At 39.7% G+C, this 17,443-nt stretch carries 19 protein-coding genes and 1 other RNA gene; 2 read left to right on the top strand and 18 right to left on the bottom strand.

Annotated features, from left to right (window positions below):
* Positions 1-175: 175 nt before the first annotated feature.
* From AACL31_RS17165 to AACL31_RS17130, 8 genes are all read right to left on the bottom strand, one after another.
* Positions 176-1,003 carry a hypothetical protein gene (locus AACL31_RS17165; RefSeq protein WP_310512473.1) on the bottom strand — a complete coding sequence of 276 codons (828 nt, stop codon included), beginning with the start codon at positions 1,001-1,003 and terminating at the stop codon, positions 176-178.
* Positions 1,004-1,255: 252 nt separating this feature from the next.
* Positions 1,256-1,435: an RHS repeat-associated core domain-containing protein gene (locus AACL31_RS17160; protein ID WP_339053441.1), complete on the bottom strand. Its 180-nt coding sequence runs from the start codon at positions 1,433-1,435 to the stop codon at positions 1,256-1,258.
* A 115-nt stretch (positions 1,436-1,550) separates the two neighbouring features.
* Entirely contained in the window at positions 1,551-3,260 is a 1,710-nt protein-coding gene (locus tag AACL31_RS17155) for a hypothetical protein (protein ID WP_310512475.1), read from the bottom strand.
* Positions 3,261-3,717: 457 nt separating this feature from the next.
* Positions 3,718-4,293 (bottom strand): division/outer membrane stress-associated lipid-binding lipoprotein, encoded by a 576-nt coding sequence (gene dolP / locus AACL31_RS17150; RefSeq protein WP_032115681.1) that lies wholly within the window; start codon positions 4,291-4,293, stop codon positions 3,718-3,720.
* A 9-nt stretch (positions 4,294-4,302) separates the two neighbouring features.
* Positions 4,303-4,893 (bottom strand): DnaA initiator-associating protein DiaA, encoded by a 591-nt coding sequence (gene diaA / locus AACL31_RS17145; protein ID WP_026821383.1) that lies wholly within the window; start codon positions 4,891-4,893, stop codon positions 4,303-4,305.
* Between the two features lie 22 nt (positions 4,894-4,915).
* Positions 4,916-5,296, bottom strand: coding sequence for a YraN family protein (locus AACL31_RS17140; RefSeq protein WP_032115682.1), 381 nt, complete (start codon positions 5,294-5,296; stop codon positions 4,916-4,918).
* Between the two features lie 112 nt (positions 5,297-5,408).
* Positions 5,409-6,569 (bottom strand): penicillin-binding protein activator, encoded by a 1,161-nt coding sequence (locus tag AACL31_RS17135; RefSeq protein WP_310513375.1) that lies wholly within the window; start codon positions 6,567-6,569, stop codon positions 5,409-5,411.
* Positions 6,560-6,901 carry a penicillin-binding protein activator gene (locus AACL31_RS17130; RefSeq protein WP_339054028.1) on the bottom strand — a complete coding sequence of 114 codons (342 nt, stop codon included), beginning with the start codon at positions 6,899-6,901 and terminating at the stop codon, positions 6,560-6,562. The genes AACL31_RS17135 and AACL31_RS17130 overlap by 10 nt, the downstream gene beginning before the upstream one ends.
* Before the next feature lie 259 nt (positions 6,902-7,160).
* Between AACL31_RS17130 and rsmI the strand changes: the two genes are divergently transcribed.
* Together rsmI and rnpB are read left to right on the top strand one after the other, a co-directional pair.
* Positions 7,161-8,057: a 16S rRNA (cytidine(1402)-2'-O)-methyltransferase gene (gene rsmI / locus AACL31_RS17125; protein WP_310512478.1), complete on the top strand. Its 897-nt coding sequence runs from the start codon at positions 7,161-7,163 to the stop codon at positions 8,055-8,057.
* A 67-nt stretch (positions 8,058-8,124) separates the two neighbouring features.
* Positions 8,125-8,498: RNase P RNA component class A (gene rnpB, locus AACL31_RS17120), an RNA gene on the top strand.
* Between the two features lie 102 nt (positions 8,499-8,600).
* On the opposite strand, the gene dagF is transcribed toward rnpB, so the two are convergent.
* From dagF to AACL31_RS17070, 10 genes are all read right to left on the bottom strand, one after another.
* The gene (dagF, locus tag AACL31_RS17115; protein ID WP_310512479.1) at positions 8,601-9,344 is read right to left on the bottom strand and encodes a 2-dehydro-3-deoxy-phosphogluconate aldolase; all 744 of its coding nucleotides are present in this window, start codon (positions 9,342-9,344) and stop codon (positions 8,601-8,603) included.
* Complete coding sequence (locus tag AACL31_RS17110) at positions 9,344-10,459, bottom strand: DgaE family pyridoxal phosphate-dependent ammonia lyase (protein ID WP_310512480.1); 1,116 nt, start codon at positions 10,457-10,459, stop codon at positions 9,344-9,346. The genes dagF and AACL31_RS17110 overlap by 1 nt, the downstream gene beginning before the upstream one ends.
* Positions 10,443-11,582 (bottom strand): amidohydrolase/deacetylase family metallohydrolase, encoded by a 1,140-nt coding sequence (locus tag AACL31_RS17105; protein WP_310512481.1) that lies wholly within the window; start codon positions 11,580-11,582, stop codon positions 10,443-10,445. The genes AACL31_RS17110 and AACL31_RS17105 overlap by 17 nt, the downstream gene beginning before the upstream one ends.
* A gap of 27 nt (positions 11,583-11,609) precedes the next feature.
* Positions 11,610-12,260 (bottom strand): DUF4310 family protein, encoded by a 651-nt coding sequence (locus tag AACL31_RS17100; protein ID WP_310512482.1) that lies wholly within the window; start codon positions 12,258-12,260, stop codon positions 11,610-11,612.
* 2 nt (positions 12,261-12,262) lie between these two features.
* Positions 12,263-13,054, bottom strand: coding sequence for a DUF4311 domain-containing protein (locus AACL31_RS17095; protein ID WP_310512483.1), 792 nt, complete (start codon positions 13,052-13,054; stop codon positions 12,263-12,265).
* Positions 13,055-13,081: 27 nt separating this feature from the next.
* On the bottom strand, positions 13,082-13,381 hold the full coding sequence (locus AACL31_RS17090; protein ID WP_409013937.1) for a DUF4312 family protein: 300 nt from the start codon (positions 13,379-13,381) through the stop codon (positions 13,082-13,084).
* Complete coding sequence (locus AACL31_RS17085; RefSeq protein ID WP_310512484.1) at positions 13,378-13,743, bottom strand: SFCGS family glycine-rich protein; 366 nt, start codon at positions 13,741-13,743, stop codon at positions 13,378-13,380. Before AACL31_RS17085 ends, AACL31_RS17090 begins: the two co-directional genes overlap by 4 nt.
* Before the next feature lie 20 nt (positions 13,744-13,763).
* A complete protein-coding gene (locus AACL31_RS17080) occupies positions 13,764-14,102 on the bottom strand; it encodes a transcriptional antiterminator (protein WP_032115691.1) in 339 nt (112 codons plus the stop codon).
* 486 nt (positions 14,103-14,588) lie between these two features.
* A complete protein-coding gene (locus AACL31_RS17075; RefSeq protein WP_310512485.1) occupies positions 14,589-16,523 on the bottom strand; it encodes a BglG family transcription antiterminator in 1,935 nt (644 codons plus the stop codon).
* A gap of 197 nt (positions 16,524-16,720) precedes the next feature.
* On the bottom strand, positions 16,721-17,422 hold the full coding sequence (locus AACL31_RS17070; protein WP_310512486.1) for a pirin family protein: 702 nt from the start codon (positions 17,420-17,422) through the stop codon (positions 16,721-16,723).
* Between the last annotated feature and the right edge of the window lie 21 nt (positions 17,423-17,443).

Here is a 17,443-nt window from a genome sequence, read left to right as displayed (position 1 = left end):
TTTTTAACTGAATAAAGAGTTCTGAATATACTAGTCGTTTGGTTGAAAATGAAATCAGTCAGATAGAAGTTTGTTGATAAATCTATCCTGCCGTCTATCAACCAGAAGTATAATCAATACACGGAAGAGGGAGGACATCAGTCTTTAGCAATTTTTTATTAACTATAAAAAATAGTTAGAAAGATACACCGCCTCGAACCATTCTTCGAGCCGTGCTGCGAACAGCATCTATTGCTAAGGCTTTTGCTGCATCGGGTAGAATAAAGCGTTTCATTAAATTCATTGCATTGCCTCCAAGCCAGTTTAAAAATTGAATAAATTTACCCGTAACATACTGAAAATAGGGATTTGTAATGGTCAATTGTAACGCAGATCCAATCCCCAAAATGGTCGCACCAATTGCGCTTCCCATCCATTCATTTGGACCGCCAACTGAAATTTTACGTGAGAAAAATGAAAATATCTTATCTCCTAAACTGCGGCCAACGAATCGACTAATGGAATTATTACCAACATAAGCAGCAAATAGTGCTTCTGATCCGTGTCTGACAATCGCTCCGCCAACATAATTAAATGCATATGAGCTAATATTATCTGCGTGACGACCTATTATTCCGCCAGTATAGCTGCCGTAAGCGGTATATTGCCCTACGCGTGCACTATGCTTAACGCCAGTTATAAATCCACTGGCGGCGCCAAATGTGGCAGCAGAAACTTCCATTGCCAGGCTGGTTTCTTTACCGCCAATGATATTGACAATACCAATAGCAACGCCTGCTGCATGGGCACCACCCATGCCGCGATCAGAATTGCCAATTAATCCTCCTGCGCCACCAGAAATGCTTCCTACCGCGCTGGCGATCCCTATGCTGGTTAATCTCGCGCCATTGAGGCGAGCAGTGACGGCACTTAATGTTGCCCCAGCCGCCATATTCTCTGTCGTTGATCTTCCCTGCAAGCGCTTACTGAAAAAACTGGCTATGCCTCCGGAAAGTTGGTTCAAATTCCAGCCGGCAATCGCACCAATAATAAATGAGCCAATACCTATTGCAACGAGGATCCCGCCACTAACGCTTACTGCTCCAGCTATCGCTAATCCACCCCACTGCGCGGGTGATTTTCATACCTCTAGCTAATGAACGTCTTATTGGTTCTCCCTCTCTTCGGCTTAAATAGGTTGATACGATAAATATGTTGCGAAAGCGGTTGCGACTTGATTCACCCCGTTCATCGCTATACATAATAGGATTATTTTTTACCATTCATATAGATTGAGGCCATCCACGGTACCGGCAGGATCAGAGCTTAACCATCGTCCGATCCAGGGTTGATAGTAGCGCTGACCATAATAGTAGAGGCCGGTTGCATCACGCTCTTTACCAGAATAACGAAAGATTTTATAGTCTGCTTCAACCTGACTGCTGGTTGTCCACATTGAGCTACCGCCATAGGGATAGTATTCTTCCAGACTAATCACTTTCCCTTGGCCATCAATTTCTATAGAGCTACTACCTATCAGATTATGGTAGCTGTAGCGTAATTGATTATTCTCAATACCTGTTGGTTTGCCGTTTTGCCAATGTAAAAACCTGTACTTGAGCCTGATCGGTGTCAGCGAAGGTCAGAATATGTAAATCTTTGGTTAAAGTTTCATTTATCTGGCTGGTACGTAACTGTAAGCCTGACAGATAAATAACCTGTTGTTGGTGGATGCTATTCGCAGTTTGTGATGTGGTCGTTTTGGTTACGCGTTGTCCACCTGCATCATAGCGATAAGTCTCGTGATCAGATGCTTGTTGTTGGCGTTTTATTGGTGTGACTTGCAGTAATTCTCCGCGAAAATTCCAGTTAACGGCCTGAGCGGGCTGTAATTCTGTTTGATGACCACCGGCATCAAACAGTTCGTCGACTTGTAATGGGTCGGTAGTTAGATTGCTAAGTACAGCTCGATTACTCCGGTTTGAGACGGTAATGTTGGTTGTATAACTGTTGTTACTGGCTGGGGCGCTATGGCGAATTTGGGTCAAATTACCCGCCACATCATAAACATAATGCCGAATGTAATTTGTATAGACACTATTATCAGCAGGCAGAGGAATGATTGGAGAGGCTAAAGTGAAGTTTTGTGGTTGAAGGTTAGCCATTTCACGGCCGGTAATGGATACCAGTTGATAAAGCATATCATAGGTATAGGTATTTTCTGAAATGACTTTTTGATTATGCCAGAAGCGAATTGCCTCAGCATCATTACGCACATTGATCATATTACCGACCGGATCATATTGATAACGTAAATCTTGTAATATTTTTGCCGTCATTTGATGTGCTGCTGGATGTTCGATTTTTGTGGCGATTAACCGTTGGGTTTGCGGTTCGTAAAGGTAGCTGGTTACGATGCCATTGCCATGTTCTTCGCGTAATTTTTGTCCCGCGGCGGAATAAGTTAACGATTTTATAATTATCTGTTCGGTAGCATTTTCTATAGTTAACCAGCTACTTTTTAGCATACCAGCAATATCATATTCTAACCGACGTCGGTTACCTTTAGCATCAATATTAAGTAATAATGCTCCGGTAGTATCAACAATATTTTGCGTAGTATAGCTATCATTTGATAAGTAACTTTGCCAGATAGTCTCATCCTCTGCTTGCCAGTTAGCTTCCTTATTATTTATCAATAGCTGTTGAGTTAAAGATAATGGCACTCCTATTAAGGCGATACTATTGACTTGCTGTAAACCAGCAGTGTCATAATGGCATAAACATTGTCCAAGCAGGTTCTTTTGCTTTTCGCTATCACTATTACCAGCCCAAATAAAACGTTCTGTAACATACTTTGTTTTTGATGGTAATTGTTCAGTAATACTAATAGGTCTTCCGAGTTGCTGGCTATCTTCATATTGCCAGCTACGAAAAACACCTGTTGCAGAGATGGCAAATGTTGGCCGACCGGCAATATCATGCAGATCAAAAGTCGTTCCGGCATCAACACTGTTAGTAGCTAAAACCATACTCGTTAGTGATGTGTGGTAGTAAAAATTGGCTTTTATCGTCGGATCATTTTTTTGTTGTTCATATAACCGTGGGTCAATACTTTTTATTAACAAACCACGCGTGTTATATTGATGGCGGGTAATACGTTCATTAGTGATATTGGGGCTATCGGGATGGCGATGATAATCGATTTCTTTTACGGTTAAACCTCGATTATCAACTATTTTAATGGTCGGCGTTCCTTTAAATAATGACGATAATTGCATATTTTTCTCCATGTTTATTCACTATTATTTAGTTGCAAAAGAGAAATAAAATTTTCAGGTCCTTTTGTTATCAATAATCGATTGTTGTATAACAGGTTATATTTATATTTTCAGCAAATAGCGCTTTAATATTATTAAGTTAGCAAATATTATTTCATTAGATTATGCTTTAGATGTAAAATAATTATTGTTGTCAATATATTAACTTCAGGTAATAACACAAGCGATTAAATCTCGAGGAAAGTTGCTTAATTGGTTGATGTAGGTTTTTTTAGGATTGGGCTATTTTAAGAAATAGTACTAAAAATATTTCATTTTCGTTAAAGATAGCGAAGGTTATTGAGCGTCGTGAAATATAGCAGCTAAAGAGCGCTACCCTAAAATTTGTTACCCGGCCTTGTGGCTGCCGGGAAACAAATTAAAAAGATAATCACTTTTTATATTGAATGAGAAAATATTAATTAAGGTAGGTAAATGCGGTAGTTACGCGTTTAACGCCATCTGTCTCACTGGCGATTTTTGCAGCAGCAGCTCCTTCCTGTTGAGTTAGAATACCAAGTAAAAATACCTCTCCACCTTCGGTAATAACTTTGACGGTTGATGATTTAACCGAATCACTGGTAAGAATTTGTGATTTTATTTTGGTGGTTATCCAGGTATCTTTAGAAGCCGTACCAAGATCAACCGGCGTTGCCTGACGGATCTCATTATAAACTGCTTCAACACCTTCTACTTTGGTTGCTATCTGTTTCGCTCTTTCAGCTAATGCAAGATCGGGCGCTTGGCCGGTAAGCAGTATCTTACCTTCATAAGCTGTAGTAATAACACGTGCATTGCGGGTAATTTCTTGATCTTTGTTAATAGCAGCACTAACGCGGGCTTCTAATGTTCCATCATCGACCTGGCGACCGACACTTCTTGGATCCGTCGCACTTTTTGTAGCGACCGCCGCTGAGCCTATTACAGCAGCCCCAATGCATCCTTGTAATAAAAGGGTACTGCATATTATGGTAATTAGAGGAAATAGTCTCATTATTACTCCTTAGTCATCTTGATGCGGAAAAAGTGTATTATCAATTAGATCACATAAACAGTTAACTGTTAATAGGTGAACTTCTTGAATTCTGATGCTTCTTTGCGAAGGTATTCGAATTTCTACATCCTGTGTGCCTAATAAACCGGCTAATTCTCCGCCATCATGACCGGTTAAGGCCACAATCGTCATATCACGAGCGAGTGAAGCTTCAACCGCTTTTATCACAACGCGACTATCGCCTTTGGTGGCAATTGCAAGAAGTACGTCACCAGATTGGCCTAATGCACGCACTTGTTTTGCATATACCTCTTCGGGTTTTTGGCCATTAGCGATCGAGGTTATAATCGCATTGTCTGTGTTTAGACATAAAGCGGGCAGACTCGGACGTTCAGCTTCAAATTGATTGATCATACTGGTTGCAAAGCGTTGTGCAATAACTGCTGATCCGCCACTGCCGCAACATAAGATTTTATTACCATTTAGCAAGGCGTGAACGATCATAATCGCTGCACGAGAAATAGCATCGGGTAATGCTTCAGCAGCGGCAATTTGTGTTTGAATACTTTCGGTAAAACAGGCTTTAATTTTCTCCAACACGTTAAGACCTACTTACATATAATTAGTGGATGGCATCATAGTCACTAAAGGCATTTGGTAACCATTCAAATTGATTGCCGGTAGTAGCACAAATATCAAAACGACATAAAGCGGTTTCTATGTTTTCATTTTGTTTAAGCAGCCATAATTTAGCGGCTGCAAGTAATTTTTTTCGTTTGTTTAAAGTTACTGACATCAATGCATTACCGAAGTTATCATGGCGGCGAAAGCGTACTTCAACAAACACCCAAGTGTTTTGATCTTTCATAACTAAATCAATTTCTCCAACCGGGAAACTCACATTGCGGCTAATAAATTGCAGTCCTTGTTGTTGTAAGAATTGTTTGGCTTTATATTCGAAGTGACGTCCTTGTATCCAAGATAAATTTGGCGATTTTAGCATAGCGGATATCCTTATCTATAAGCTGAGGGTGTCGTTAAAATGACACTTTAGTCACTATTTTACTCTATTTTTATCTATTGGCTGATAAATTTTACTTTTAACTTACAATTTATTAAATCAATTGAACTTTCCCTTGTTTAAATTTTAACCACGGCAGGGTACGAAAAATTACGCAATTGTTACTATTTACACTTAGTTTGCCTGTGGCTCCATTTAGTTCGATATCATGTTGTTGTAATTGATTGAAATGATTGGCTAATAACCAGGCATCAATTCCCATAGCGTAAAGACGAATTAGCGAGTAATCAGCAGAGAGTCGTTGATTAGCTTGAGTTAGTAAAGTGGAATTAGCGCCGGCAAGTAAAGGGATTTCACTAAATTGTAAGCCTTCCATTTCCAGATAATAATCGGTACTTAAATCTGTTTGATGACTACGAGAACTGGCATAAAGCGTTGGACGTGTGCGACTGTCGGTTGCGATATCTATCATCGGTTTAATCAATGATAATTCATCACTTGTGGCGACAATATACACCGCATCAATCGCCTCTGCCGTATCGTTGGTATTTTGCTGTTCGGCAATTACTATTGGCGTGCCTATCATCTGTATTCCAGTACTTTGAGTAGTTCTAGCTTTTAGGCTATCAATATTACCAAAACTTTGTTTACGTACTGGGGTTTGTTTCAATTTTTGCCACTCTTGTGCAAATATATTTGCGATACGTTCCCCAAAAGGAGAAGAGGGGATCAGGATCAAGGGTACTTGTTTGCCCTCTTTTGCCATATGGCGATCCGCATTAACCGCTTCATCTTCAGGTGATAGAGAAAAGTAACAGACATTATTTTTAAGCGGCATTTTATCATTATCTAATTCATTTAATGTCAAAAGATTTAATGGAGTATTTATTTGAATGGCTTTAAGTACATCCGGTTTTAAAAGTGGCCCGACGACTAAGGTAATGCCATCCTGTTCAGCTTGTTGCAGGAGTGACTCAATCGATTGAGTATTGGTATCGTATACTTTAACCTGTTGATTATTAATGGGTGCATTGTCAATAACAAGCGATGGGGTTTGTGGATTGTTTTCCTGCGTCACATTATTGCTACTGCTAGTAATTGAATCAATAATACTTTGAACGGGATCACTATTTTGGCTATTTTGCTCAGATGAGCTGGTTGCGGTTGTCGGATCGATGGGTAAACCTTTTTGGGCATCAAGGAAACCTTGTAAAATCGCTTCAGCAAATATTTTACCGTTATTACTTAAAGGCAAGAATAGACCAATTTTAGGGTTGCTACTGATTGAAGATTGAAGATTGAAGATTGATGAATGATTTGTATGAGTGCTGTTGGGGAAGTTTTAACACCCGGATTGGCTGGATAGCGTATTTTCCAGTCATTAAATGCATTTTGTAATGCCGCCGGATCTTGGTAGTTATTATGGTATAAATCAAGCAGATCAATCCAACCTTGTAAGACATTTTCATCTGCCCTAACAGCTAATTTTTGAATTTGTTCAGCAGGCAAACTGATTAACATTTGCCAAAAATCATCAATATTTTTCTGGTGATTAACCTTATCTTTTAATAGGGGTTCTTGCGCGATATAGGCGCGCGAAGCTTCAGCAGATGGTGTATAGCCGCATCAATAATTGATTGATAATGGCTGATTTCAGAGCTTGCTTGTATGGTTGCATCGGCAGTCGGTTTACTTTGATCTAGTGAGGAATGACATCCTACTAACAAAAGAGAGGATAGTATCGCTATACATATCAAGCCTTTTTTAACAAAAATTGAAGAACACATACTTTGTCCAGTGATGTAATTATTATTGCTCAATTTTAATTGGTTATTCGGAATAAACAATGAATGAACCTAATCAAGATATAGAGGTAGAGATGGTATCAACACTATATATTGTACCAACTCCTATTGGTAATTTGGATGATATCACTCTGCGTGCATTGCAGATCCTTAAGCAGGTAGATCTTATTGCAGCGGAAGATACCCGGCGTACGGGTTTATTATTGCAGCACTTTGCTATCAATACCCGCATGATTTCCTTGCATGATCATAATGAACAACAGAAAACAGATCAATTAATTCCTCAATTAAAACAGGGACTAAGTATAGCGTTAGTTTCTGATGCAGGCACACCGCTAATTAATGATCCTGGTTATCATTTGGTAAAATCTTGTCGCCAAGCAGGTATTCTGGTAGTTCCTTTGCCAGGGCCATGCGCAGCAATTACGGCCCTTTCCGCTGCCGGTATCGCCTCAGATCGCTTTTATTATGAGGGATTTTTGCCAGCAAAACGCAAGAGTCGACAAGAGGTATTGCAAGCGTTAACGGAGGAGTCGAGAACACTTATTTTTTATGAATCACCACATCGTTTGTTAGATACATTAGCAGATATGGTCGCTATTTGGGGCGCTGAGCGTTATGTTGTCTTAGCTCGCGAATTAACAAAAACCTGGGAATCTATTCATGGTTTGCCGGTTGGAGAACTACTTGATTGGGTAAAAGTTGATGAAAATCGTTCTCGTGGCGAAATGGTATTGGTGGTTCAGGGATATAGAGCACCACAGGAGGGTGAAGTAGTTATTTCCTCAGAGGTGAAAAAAACGTTAGCGTTACTACAGCAATCATTGCCGTTAAAGAAGGCGGCGGCTATTACGGCAGAAATTTATGGTTTAAAGAAGAATGCACTATATAAATATAGCCTTGAACAGCAAGTTAGTGCTGATAGTGCAATCAAGTAGATTAGCTGTTGGCCAGTTGTGATAAATAACTATACAAATTAATGTTAAATCCCTATAATTCGGCGTTGGAGTTAGCCAGACAACCGCTGCTTTATTGTTGATTACCCTAGGTAATTGTTAATAAAGGGGAGGAAAGTCCGGGCTCCATAGGGCCGGGTGCCAGATAACGTCTGGGAGGCAAAAGCCTACGACTAGTGCAACAGAGAGCAAACCGCCGATGGCTATTAAGCACAGGTAAGGGTGAAAGGGTGCGGTAAGAGCGCACCGCGCAACTGGCAACAGTTTGTGGCACGGTAAACTCCACCCGGAGCAAGGCCAAATAGGGGTTCACTAGATGCGGCCCGCATCGAACCCGGGTAGGCTGCTTGAGTCAGTGCGCAAGTGCTGGCCTAGATGAATGGTTGTCCACGACAGAACCCGGCTTATCGGCTGACTCTAAAACATTAAAAACCCCATTGTGAGTAAAATTACAATGGGGTTTTACTTTTAGACTATTTAGAGTGCAATAAAATTGATAAACCGATTATTTATTATCAATCGCGTCTATAAACATTGCTTAGTCATTTCAAGTAATTTTTTAACATCCTCAGGACGGGTATTACCGGTTGCTTTATCGATGATAGAGCTATAAATATGAGGAATAATTTTCTTTACACCAGCATTTAATGCAATTTTGAGAATTTCGGTGTAATTGTTTAAGTCGATACCGCCAGTTGGTTCAAGATAAAAATCACAGCTAGCACAAGCTTCTGCAACAACTTGATATTCTTCGCGATATTTTAACCCTTCCATATTAAAAAATTTCACAGAACTTGCGCCCATATCTTTTAACATTGCAATTGCCGTTTCAACAGGAACAATGGCGTCTGGATAATTTGAGCTTAGCGGCCCGGTAGAAATTTTTACTTTACCCACTTCACCAGTTGGCGAAATAAGCGCATTAACAATAGTCTGATCTTGACCTAATAATGCACGACTGGTTGCGGCACCAGTAAATACCTGGTTTACATGTTGCGGCTGAATGACTTTAGCAATCTGCGAAACCATATTAGATTGATTAGGATCGCCTGCACCTAAACCGACAGAAAGTGCATTATCAATTTCATCAGCATATTTAGCCATATCGTCAATAGCACTATTTAAGTCAGCATAGTTTTTTGACAGCACGCTAACCACGACATAAGTTTCAGCGGCTTGATAAATCTCTTTAGCATTTTGGTGAGAGCCTGCCAGAACATTCAGACAAACACGATCATGATAGAAATTAGGGGTTAATTGTTTTCCCATTATTTGACTCCAGTAACAACTTGGCGTATGCGTGAGACAATTGTTTTCAGTTGTTCGTTAGTAACACTGCGGATATCAGCTTCAACTTTTCCTTCGTTGGCTTTATATTCGCGAAAATAGATAGCGGTATCGCCCTGTTTCAATTCTGCCATCATGGCATAAGTAGTTTTACCAATGGCTTTCTGATCGAAGCTGATTTCTGCCCGAGCAATATCACGGCCAGCGGCATCCCAAACGATTTGGGCTTTGACGCCTTTGATTTTGTTAAGATCATCGATAAAATCAGACATCCTCTCAACCATCTGTTTGCCGGTCTCTTTTTTGGTAGTTAGGTAGAGTTCAATCGCCAGTGTTAGACCTAAAATACCCTCTTTACCGACTTTCATCGCACGACCAATGCCGCTACTTTGTTGTTTAACCCATTCAACGTATTGATGTTTGCCAATAACTAGTCCGCTAGTTGGGCCTTCAATCGCTTTAGCGCCACTGTAGATCACTAGATCAGCGCCATCTTGATAATAAGTCACTAAATCTTCTTCTGCAGCTGCATCGACTATTAAAGGGATTTGATGTTTTTTAGCAACCTGTGCCGCTTCTTTTACCGTTAGCATACTTTTTTGTACGCAGTGATGCGATTTAACATAAAGAATAGCTGCGGTTTGGTCAGTAATTTTGGCAGCAATTTGGGCTGCACTACACTCATTAGCATAACCGGCTTCGACGATTTCACCGCCACCAAGTGCAACCATGGTGTCAACTGGTGCACCATAATTAACGTTATGTCCTTTCGGAATGACAATTTCACGGGCCACAGGTTGAGGTGAAGTGTGAAGATTATAAAGTAAATCGGCATTGTCTTTTACTATCACCGCAGCGACGGATTGCGCAATGCCGGCTGAGGCGCAAGAAACAACCACCGCATTTTCCACCTTCAGTAGCTTGGCAATATACTGGCCGGTTTTATTTACCAGATCTTTGATTTCAAAGTAATGATTAAGTCCATAGCCGACACGTTCTGTAACTTCAGCTTTAGGCGTTGAAACGCCGAGCATTGTCATGCGACCGGAGGCATTAATTACATTTTTGAGTTGATATTGTTCATAAATCGATTGCATATTCAGACTCACTTTCTGTGGAAACAATTGCTTTGCGGCCAACAATGGCAACAACAGGCACAAACTTATGGCTACCAAAGCGTATTTCACCTTCTGCATCAGAGAGTTCAGTACGCTCTTCTTTGAGATCAAAGATAGTGAAGTCTGCGTCCATACCGACATCCAGATAGCCTTTACCTTTTAAATGCAGTAGGTCGGCGGCTTTTTTAGTGACACAATCTATTATTTGTTGTATTGAGAATCCCATACAAAGAAATTTGGTCATCACGAAAGCCAGGCTATAAACTGGGCCATTGATACGGTTTTTATGGTAGATATCGGAACTGATGATATCGGGATAAGTACCAATACGCATAGCTTGTTCCGCGACTTTAAAACTGAAACTTTCACCACCGTGCCCCACATCCAGGATCACCCCACGAGCAAGAGCTCGTTGAATCGATGGTTTTAAATTGCCGTTATCGTCCAGAATGCGATTAGGCTTACCATTAAAACAGTGGGTAATGATGTCGCCCTTGGTTAACAAATCTGCAATATCATCAAGATTAGGGGGATTGTTACCAATATGTACCATTAAGGGTAGCCCACTTTTTTTCTGCATTTCTTTTGCTTTGACAAGCGGGGTTATACCATTTTCACCAACCACGCTTTTACTCATGCGTGCTTTTATTCCGACAACAAATTCTGGATGATCAGCGATAGCTTTTTGTAAACTAGCTTCGTCAATTTGCTGCATGTCGGCTAATTCATTTTGGGCAATAATACCTGTTTTAGCGATATTAAGTAGTGAATAAACATTGGTTTTGACTTTACGTGTAATGGCAAAAAAGTGATCAATATCGTCAGCCCCAACACTGCCAGCATCTACTAGTGTGGTAACCCCGCAAGATGCGCCGGCTAGGTCAGGTTCATCGAAGTAAATAGGTGATTCTGGATAGCAATGGGTATGGGCATCGATCCAACCGGCACTAATGTAAAGTTGGCCTTTTAGGTCAATCGTTTTAGTTGCTTGTTGTTCTTTGGCCGCATCTGGGCCAATGGCAACAATTTTGCTATCACGTACTAAGATATCAACGATCTGGCCGTTGATAAGTTTCCCTTGTTTGATAATGAGATCGTTCATAATAGCCTTCTTTATTTTCTTGCTAATTTAGGCGGCGATAGGGAAGAAATAGCCCAGAACCATCGCGCCGAGTATTGCTCCACCGGCAATCGGTTTTTTCCAAATATAAAAAAGTAGTGAACCAATAAGTGAGCCAATACCAATTGGAATCGAGGCTGCCATGGCGGCTAAGATGATCAATGGGCCTAAAAACCGACCAGAGGTATTACCTGCACCCATCATGACATCAGCACCGAAGGTCGAATTAGTTTGTCCAACGGTAAATTTGCGGGAGAAGATAATGATACAACCAATAACGATACCTAATACTAAGCCGGTCATCAGTGATGCCCAGAAATTGGTGACTAAAAAGTCCATACCACTAGCAAGTAATAGCGCTGGTACGCCTAAACCCAGTCCAGTTTGCAACGCGCCACCAATATCCAGGATCCCTACCAGTGAGCCTTCAATGATACGAGCAAATAGGAAACTAGCACCAAATGCAGCTACTGCACCAAAAACACCGGTATCGAGACCAGAACGTAGCATCGCCACGAAGGCAACTTCATTGAAAGCACCGAAGCCATAAACGACATACATATGGGTTCCGGCAAAGATGCCGGCGGACAGTAGTCCAACAAACAGAGGAAATGACCACTCTGCATACCAAAAGTCTTTTTTATTGATTTCCGTTGTCATAATTATTCTACACTCATGGTTTGGTGGATATGTTGCAGCCAGTTTGGTGCACCAAGATGGAAAGATTCGAGTATTTTGACATCAAATCCGCGGAAGAAGGCGCTGAGTACGAACAATAAAATCACTGCCGCCATCATAGTGCGGGTAATTTTTGTCCAGCCACTATCGTCGACCCCTTTACCAATTAAGATCCCAAGTACCAGACCTGGAATGGCATTGCCCATAATAAGTTGTGCACAACCGCCAAACAATGTTGCCCAGAAACCTGAACGGCGACCAGCATCCATGGCGGCTAGCCAGAAGATAACCGGCATGACGATTTCGACTAATAAATTTGCTGCTGGAACTAAGACATTAATTGCCGTAGTTTGTAGTGCAGATGGAACGGCAGAAGCGGTTGTGTTCAAAAAGGCAACGACCAAGGCACCGATAATGCCACAGGCAATGGCCATTTTCTTTGGGTTATGCATCGTTTCTGCGACATTGCGGTTTTTGATCATTAAAACGGCGGTACCCCAGTTGGGTATGATTCGGTGATCAACATCTTGGGTAAATGCACCAGCAGCAACGGATGATGCCCAAGCGTTGAAGAAAAAACCTAAGCCGAATGAAAAGTGAGAAGCAGGATCGCCTTCACAGGAATTTAATTCACCTAATGTACGGAAAGCCCCCATACCTTGGACAGTGGGTGCGTGAAACATATGCGCAGCACCTGCACCGAGGCCAAAACCACATAAGCCACCGATAATTAGGGACATGCCGAGTATTTCTAAAAAAGACGTTGTCTCGCCCATGACATTTTCTCCAAATCAAGATACCGATTATTCAGCGGTAAATGTGATTTCTTTAACATTTAGCAAGGTGATATCTAATGAGACATCTAACACAACAGAGAAATATTCACGCTTGCGGGGTAAGAATAAGAAAAGGAATCTTTCTGTTGTTGTTTTTACTTTAGCACTGATAACGGTGATGTCTTTCGGTTCGATACGTAACAGAATGTTATCAGTGTTTTTTAGTACGGTACGTTGAATTGAACTTAGTGCATCAGCAAGTGCTTTTTGGCGGGAATTCCCTTGACCATTAACACGTACAGATATTTCCATTTTCTGTTTCATCATGCATTGCCATGTTTCTTATTGAATGCTTTAACTAAACGTTCGCCCAACTCTTCTTTGTCCATAAAACCAAATCCGAGGACAATACAGCCATCTGCAATCGCTGTTTCGCCTTCTTCAATAGAACGCATTCCATAACGTGCTTTATAACCATACTTAGTCTGTGCAGTAATGGCACCGCCACCGCCACTACCACAAAATGAGATCCCTAAGTCTGCATTATGCTCTTTCATTACGTCGCCTAACTTCATATCAGCAGCAACACCGGGAATGACGGTTGCTTTACCACCGGCAGTTTCAACACCGGTAGCTACTTTTTGTCCTTTGCCTAAACGGTCACCAATAACGACATGGATCTGTTTCATATTTAATTCTCCTATTATCTTTATGAGTTAGAACGTGCTACTTCAAAATGAACTGACAGCAGATAAGCCTCTTCGTAAGCTAAACCGGGCAATGTATTAACAACTTTCTCGGCCAAGGCAATTGATTCAGGGGATATTTCCTCAAATAGTGAGACATCCACTTCAGGTAAAGACTCACCTGTTTTGGCTCTTTCTACCATCGCTTTAACGTGAGAACGTAGCATCTGTTGTTGAACATCAGTTGTATGGGCCCCTTCAGCTTTCAGCCAGCCATCAATAATAGAAATTAATTTATTGGTGACAGTCTCTACATCCAGGTTATCTTTTGCGACATTAAAAACAATTGAGGATTGACTCATAAACTTTCGCTATCCCATTTGGAAATTAATATAAAACTGGTCTTTTGCTATTGTTAATAACTTTAGTTCTTTCCAGTATGGTTTTGGAGAGGAAACATTTCCACTTTAAACTGGCAAATATCTGGAAAAATAAAGACAAAAATAGCGAATTAATTTTAATCAAACTGGAAGTTTAACTAAATCAAAGGCTAATTTTTTATTATTCATGTTGTTATTCAACGCGTTGGCATATTATTATTTCTGTTTTATATCAGCAGATTAGGTAATGTAAAGTTGATTAATTATTTGTTTATTTAGTGAGATCGTTAAGTGGAAATAGCCTACGGAATAATAATAGATTTCTGGAAATTAGGCTTGCCAGTTTAAAGTAAACTAAAAATAAGTGACTAGCAAAAAGATAAAAAAGTTACCTGTCTTATGATAATGATCACTAAAAATCACACTTTTATTTATTATTTCCACTTTTCCACTATTAAGTGGAAATTATTAATTAATACGACTCAAACTATCTTTAGCAATAACCTGAAAATCATTGAAATTCCTACTATTAATTAATCTTTTAGTGGCTTTTTCTTTGACGAAAGTTACAAATAACTCATAAATAGCGATAGCTTCTTCATAGTCAGCTTTACTAATCGCCAACAGAAAAATGACATTAGCAACTTCCTTGGTTTCTGCATTCCATTCGATCCCTTGCGGTGAAATAATCGTAACCACCACCGTTTTATTCGCTAATAAACCTAATGAGTGAGGTAAGGCAATTCCTTCACCCAGTAGAGTAGAGACAATTGATTCTCGTTCGAGCAGTGATGGGTAAAAATCGCTAGTGACATAACCATCGGCTTGCAGTTTTTTACAGATTTTCTTAAAAAGTGCTTCTTGGCTAATTTTTTCATTAAGTATGATGAAATAACGTTCATCAAAGAGTCGTTCAATAATATAAGGTTTGGTTTGGTTGATCATCGCTAAACGCCCGACTTGCTCCAGTTGATAGGGAGTAGGAAAGGGGGCGATTTTCACCACCGGTTTATTTTTTTCTGCTAATCGAATGGTGGTGATAACAAAATCTTCATCGATGTTTTCTAAGGTTTCATATTCTTGTAACGACAGCGCACGATTAAATTTTAGTTGCGGAAATTCACGCATAATTTTGGTTTCTATCACCCGTACTGTTGAGTTGCCTGAATCAGTAACGATTAAAACCTGTGTTGGCCGATGATGGCTGGTACCATAATTACATTCCAAACTTACCCCAATATGAACTGCCAGATAACCAAGTTCGTCTTCACTAATTGGGTAAGGGAGCAGGGTACTGGCACTGCGTAGGGCATCGAGGGTGACATCATAAGCAAAAGGATAATATTGTTTGATATCGTCAAGTAAAGGATTTGGTGTATTAATATTAAATTGTAAACGAGTTAATAACGTGGCGAGATGGGTTGTCAAATCACGTTTTAGTTTCTCATCATTACGTAAATCGTAATTATATGAGTCGTTTATATATTGCAAAATATGAGCAAGTAGTTTGGTATGTAAGCCCGTTTTTTGATTGGGCTGTTCGTTACCAATAATACGTTGTGCTGCAAGTTGCGTACATAAGTAAGCTTGTTCTGCGTTTGATAGTTCACCACCAAGAAAGTAAATCAGCCCGTTTGAAATTTCTTTGACCGCATTTTGAATAACAGGATCCATTTCATTATTGATAAAAGTGGTTAATTCACGGCCACGAGTAATACGTAAGATAGTGGTAGCACAATTGAAAATGAGATATTGGTGGCCTTCGTTAGTCAGTCGAATATCAAAACGGCTAAGACTATTTTGCAATACTTTATCAATATAGGTTAAATCAATATTATCAAGATAAGTCAGGCTAAATTTAGCGATATCTTTATTTATTTCCTGTGAGAAACGGCGCCATAATATTTCGGTAATACAGGTACGAATCGTCCATTCATTGCCACTTAATCTTATTCCTTGATGGGGGATACCTTCGATCTGGATGTCATGTTTATGCAAATATTCTCTAACGATACTCATGTCCTGTTGTATGGTACCGCGACTAATAAACCATTTTTCAGAGATATCATCTAACTTAACTGGTAATGGCAGCATTAATAGCTTTAATAATAACGCATCAACCCGATCTCTGGCTGTTCGCGGAATATTTTTATCATCGGCTATTTTTTCCGTTTTGATGGTAGCAAAAAGCGCTTCGTTATTAATTTTTAAATGATAGCCATTACCGCGCTCATAAACGATGCCCGCATCATAGTCTTGCAAATATTCATTTAATTCGTTGATGTCTGAACGTATGGTGCGCGTTGAAACACCAAAACGTTTAGCAAGCTCATCTTGCGATACAATTTCGCTCTGAATATTAGTAAAAATCTGGTGGATACGTTGATTTGTAAAAACAGCCACGAGTAATACCTTTCAATTAATAAAATAGAAAAGTTGTCTGTGATTGAAGATGATATCCTAGTTATAAATTTGATAAAAAGGCTATCACTGACATCCAAATAAATTATATCTATTAAAACAACTGTATTTATTCTATCACTTTTATTGGCTGTCGATCTTTTTATTAAATATTTTATTGAAAGTTATCAATTTTATGTTTAGTTTAAATAAATCAATATGCCACTAAAATCTGTTTGGGCAGTTAATTTTACCTTTTGTTCCTGCATTAAAAATGCACCATCACTACAGTGAATATAAGCTATCTTGTGATTGTTGTTTGCTAATTTTACTATTCCTGTAATGGAATATAGATAACTATTTTTCCCTTTCAGACTAAGCGTCATACTTTGTTCTGTTTTTAAATAAATATGACTAATCCAAGTTTGTTGGCGGATTTTTAAGCTATTTTCCGAACCATTTGGTGAAGCAAGTAATGTCAACGCATCATTATTAGCGAGTTTACGTTTTTGTGGCGGGTGGCAGAAATATTCAACGCAGGCATTTATCCATAGTTGTAATTGTATTAACGGTTTTTCGTGACTAACATTGTGTTCGCTATAACTTATATGAGGTATCGGAGATAAAAGTAAACACTCATTTTCAGATTGATGAATGCGATTTCCTTCGCTATCGTGGAATTCAGCGTCGCCCTGTAAAATAAAATTAATGATATCGATATTGGGATAGCTTTTGGCCTGACAAGCTGCTTTTGGCGCAATAGTTTCTCGATTTAATACTCGCAAAGCGCCGTAATGGGTAAAATCAGGATCAAAATAGTGGCCAAAAGAGAAGGTATATTGTACTTGTAGCCAACCAAAATCAGCATGACCACACTGTTTTTGTATTCTAGGAATTATCATAGTAATTTTACCGTTCAGATA

Origin of the sequence: Arsenophonus endosymbiont of Crataerina pallida (assembly GCF_964020125.1) — a bacterium.
Taxonomy (GTDB): domain Bacteria; phylum Pseudomonadota; class Gammaproteobacteria; order Enterobacterales; family Enterobacteriaceae; genus Arsenophonus; species Arsenophonus nilaparvatae.
This window is presented reverse-complemented; position numbering and strand designations above follow the sequence as displayed.